The sequence below is a fragment of the Oleiphilus sp. HI0043 genome (assembly GCF_001634935.1).
Genome location: NZ_LWEY01000690.1, coordinates 1 through 1340 on the forward strand (window position 1 = coordinate 1; position 1340 = coordinate 1340).

Consider the following 1340-nt stretch of genomic DNA (forward strand, 5'->3'; position numbering starts at 1 on the left):
ATATGGGCTTTGTTGAAGCGCGTCAGGGGAATGCCGGGCATTACGTAATCGAAAGAGCTTTTGTCGAGAGTTAGCCCTAAATAATACTCACTAATTGACTTCGTCTTCAGGCGGCTACGTGATGGGAGGGCAGTGATATTCATCTACTGTCAGCCCTTCTTCAACACTAAATAAATGAACGTCAAACCCCCACAAACGATGTATGTGCTTGAGTACTTCGTCTGTACTTTTACCCAAGGGGACTCGGCTGTTTGGTGTGTGCCTAAGGGTCAGTGATCGATCTCCTCTTAAATCAACATTCCACACCTGAATATCTGGTTCGCGCATACTCAGGTTATATTGCTGAGAGAGCTTTTCTCTAACATATCGATAACCTTGCTCATCATGTATTCCAGTTACTTCATAATGACTCTGCTGGTCATCATCACGAATTGCGAAGAGTTTTAAGTCCCGAATTACCTTAGGTGAAAGGAACTGTAGGATAAAGCTTTCATCTTTAAAGTTTCGCATGGCAAAATCGAGTGTTTCCAGCCAGTCTGTGCCCGCGATATCTGGGAACCATTGTCGATCTTCATCCGTAGGTTGTTGGCAGATACGTTTGATATCCTGAAACATGGCAAAACCAAGCGTATAAGGGTTGATGCCGCTGTACCATTGGCTATCAAAGGGAGGTTGATAGACCACCGCTGTGTGTGATTTTAAGAACTCGATAATAAAGCCTTCATTCACCAAACCTTTGTCATACATCGTATTCATGATGGTGTAGTGCCAAAAGCTTGCCCAACCCTCATTCATTACCTGAGTTTGTCTTTGCGGGTAGAAATACTGGGCAATTTTTCTCACGATACGTAGTACTTCCCGTTGCCATGGGGCAAGCATGGGGGCATTCTTCTCAAAGAAATAAAGCAGATTCTCCTGCGGTTCTTCAGGGTAGCGTTGATCTTTCTCGGCTTCTTCTTTGTCGCCGCTGACAGGAATGGTTCTCCACAGCTCATTAACTTGCTGCTGCAGATGGAACTCGCGCTCTTCTTGTCGTTTCAATTCTTCTTCAGCTGATATAGGAGCAGGGCGCTTATAACGGTCAACACCGTAATTCATTACTGCGTGGCAGGAGTCTAGAAAGGTTTCTACGGTATCGACGCCATAACGGCCTTCACACTTTGCAATATAGTTTTTGGCGAACAGAAGGTAGTCTATTATTGCGCTGGCATCGGTCCAGGTGCGGAACAGGTAGTTGCCTTTGAAAAAAGAGTTATGACCATATGATGCATGCGCGATGACTAAGGCCTGCATCATCAAGGTATTCTCTTCCATCAAGTAAGCGATACATGGGTTAGAGT

General features: G+C 45.0%; 1 protein-coding gene. It reads right to left on the reverse strand.

All coding sequences use genetic code 11. From position 1 onward, the window contains the following. Positions 1 to 114: 114 nt before the first annotated feature. Positions 115 to 1340: SpoVR family protein (locus tag A3729_RS08215; protein ID WP_068633612.1), on the reverse strand; the 1226-nt coding region annotated here is incomplete at its 5' end.